The sequence below is a fragment of the Mesorhizobium sp. M4B.F.Ca.ET.089.01.1.1 genome (assembly GCF_004022605.1).
GTDB classification, from domain to species: Bacteria; Pseudomonadota; Alphaproteobacteria; order Rhizobiales; family Rhizobiaceae; genus Mesorhizobium; species Mesorhizobium abyssinicae.
The window spans coordinates 1-2442 of the sequence record NZ_RZOS01000641.1 but is presented as its reverse complement, the minus strand read 5'-3'; the positions used below and the strand labels follow the sequence as shown (position 1 = coordinate 2442).

Below are 2442 nucleotides of genomic sequence, written 5' to 3'. Positions count from 1 at the left end.
GGATCGGTCGGGTCGATCGTGCCGCCCGGAAAGGCCACCTGGCCGGAATGGCTGCGCAGCTTCTCGGCGCGCTTGGTCAAAAGCATCGTCGCATCGGCGCCGTGATCGACCACCGGGATCAGCACGGCGGCATCGCGCAGCGGCTTTACGTGCTTCAGCCTGGGATGGCCGGGATTGAAGCGATGATCGCCATAGTCGTCGCCGGCATGGGCGTCTGCCTGGGCGGCGACGCGCTGGCGAAAATCCACGGTCGAGAACGGCGCCGGCGTCACCTGGTCCATCACGCGCTCAGCCGTTTCAGCTTCTCGGCTGGCATGATCGGATAGACCTCGCCCCTGGAGCGCACGGCAAACATCATCCGGCCGTCGATGTCGATCTCCTCGCCATGCTCGACCAGCTCGTACATCACCGGCCGCACCACCAGCGCCTCCAGCCGGCCGCGCACCAGCACATAGGGTTTCAGCCCTCCGGTCGCCTCCTCGTCGACGAAGCGCAGGGCGTGGCCCGGCCCGGCCTCGACGACATCGCCGACATTGGTGCGGAAGGTGATGACTTGGTCGTCGCCGGCGCCGGACACATCCATCTCGACCGCGACAAAGGGGGCGTCGACGACGCGTATCCCCACCCTCTCCACCGGGGTCACCAGATAGGTCTTACCGTCCGCGTCCTTGCGCAGCACGGTGGAGAAAAGCTGCACCAGCGGCATGCGCCCGATCGGCGTGCCCAGATAGAACCAGGTGCCGTCGGCCCTGATCTCCATGTCGAGGTCGCCGCAGAAGTCCGGATTCCAGCGCTCCACCGGCGCCGGCCCCTTGCCGGCGCGGGTCGCGCGCGAGATCAGCGCCTCCAGCCCGCGCGCCTCGGTGGCGCTGGTGAGGGTCTGTTCACGATGTTCTGTGAGCTCCGTCATGGTCACGAAATAGTCACTGTTGTTCCGCTTGTCAGCCTAAGTCTGTGATTTAAGTTCAAATGCAGGCGCCAGGCGAGGCCGAATCGCGGCATTCTGCGGCACAGACAGTGCAAGCCGGTATTTCCAGCACAAGGATCGAAACGGCATGAGCGTGATGATCAAGGAAAGCCCGATCAGCGACAAGGACATGATCGCCGAGGCCGAAAAGGCGCTGGCGGACATCTCGAAAGTCCGCGACGGCGTCGGCCGTGTCATCTTCGGCCAGGATGCCGTCGTCGAGCGCACGCTGGTGGCGCTGCTTGCCGGTGGCCATGCGCTGCTGGTCGGCGTGCCTGGCCTCGCCAAGACCAAGCTGGTCGAGACGCTGGGCGTCGTGCTCGGCCTCGATTCCCGCCGCATCCAGTTCACGCCCGACCTGATGCCGTCCGATATTCTGGGCTCCGAGGTGATGGAGCAGGACGAGTTCGGCAAGCGCTCCTTCCGCTTCATCTCCGGGCCGATCTTCGCGCAATTGCTGATGGCCGACGAGATCAACCGCGCCTCGCCGCGCACCCAGTCGGCGCTGCTGCAGGCGATGCAGGAATACCACGTCACCATCGCCGGGGCGCGCCACGACCTCCCCTCGCCCTTCCATGTGCTGGCGACGCAGAACCCGCTGGAGCAGGAAGGCACCTATCCGCTCCCGGAGGCGCAGCTCGACCGCTTCCTGATGCAGGTCGACATCCTCTATCCGGAAATCGAAGCCGAACGGCGCATCCTGCTGGAGACCACCGGCGTCGAGGATGCCAAGGCGCAGAATGTGCTGCAGCCGGCCCGGCTGAAGGAGATCCAGACGCTGATCCGCCGCATGCCGGTGCCGGAAAGCGTGGTCGACGCGATCCTCAAGCTGGTGCGTTCGGCCCGCCCCGGCCAGGGGCACGCCGAAACCGACAAGCTCGTCGCCTGGGGTCCCGGGCCGCGCGCCAGCCAGGCGCTGACACTGTGCGCGCGAGCGCGGGCGCTGTATGATGGGAGGCTGGCGCCGTCGGTTGACGACATCCGTGCCCTGGCCGAGCCGGTGCTGCAGCATCGCATGGCGCTGACTTTCGCCGCCCGCGCCGAAGGCACCTCGGTGCGCGACGTGGTGGCGAAACTGGCAAAAGGCATCTGATGGCACGAATAGGCGAGGTCCAGGCACCGGTTGCGACGCGTGACGCGCTCGCCCGTGGCCGGTTGCGGGCCTCGCTGGTGCCGGACCTGCTGGTCGAGGCGCGCCGCATCGTCAACACCGTGATCGCCGGCTGGCACGGCCGCCGCAAGCGCGGCATCGGCGAGAATTTCTGGCAGTTCCGGCCCTATGTCGAAGGCGATTCCTCGCGCATCGACTGGCGCCGCTCGGCCCGCGACGACCACACCTATGTGCGCGACCGCGAATGGGAGGCGGCCCATACGGTGTGGCTGTGGGCCGACCCCTCGCCTTCGATGCTCTACAAATCGGCCGGCGCCGGCGTTTCCAAGGAATCGCGCGCGCTCGTCCTGGCGCTGGCCATGGC

The 2442-nt window shown here is 67.1% G+C and carries 3 protein-coding genes and 1 pseudogene; 2 read left to right on the top strand and 2 right to left on the bottom strand.

Annotation, left to right across the window (positions count from 1 at the left end):
• A pseudogene (locus EN780_RS32050) lies at positions 1-281 on the bottom strand (CoA pyrophosphatase); the annotation flags it as partial.
• Positions 281-910: a DUF1285 domain-containing protein gene (locus EN780_RS32045; protein WP_128276275.1), complete on the bottom strand. Its 630-nt coding sequence runs from the start codon at positions 908-910 to the stop codon at positions 281-283. The gene EN780_RS32045 and the pseudogene EN780_RS32050, both read right to left, overlap by 1 nt.
• A gap of 145 nt (positions 911-1055) precedes the next feature.
• Here EN780_RS32045 and EN780_RS32040 point away from each other — a divergent pair, with 145 nt between their 5' ends.
• Positions 1056-2060 (top strand): MoxR family ATPase, encoded by a 1005-nt coding sequence (locus EN780_RS32040; RefSeq protein WP_128276274.1) that lies wholly within the window; start codon positions 1056-1058, stop codon positions 2058-2060.
• Positions 2060-2442, top strand: a 383-nt coding sequence (locus tag EN780_RS32035) for a DUF58 domain-containing protein (RefSeq protein WP_128276273.1), incomplete at its 3' end; no start/stop codon positions are given. The genes EN780_RS32040 and EN780_RS32035, both read left to right, overlap by 1 nt.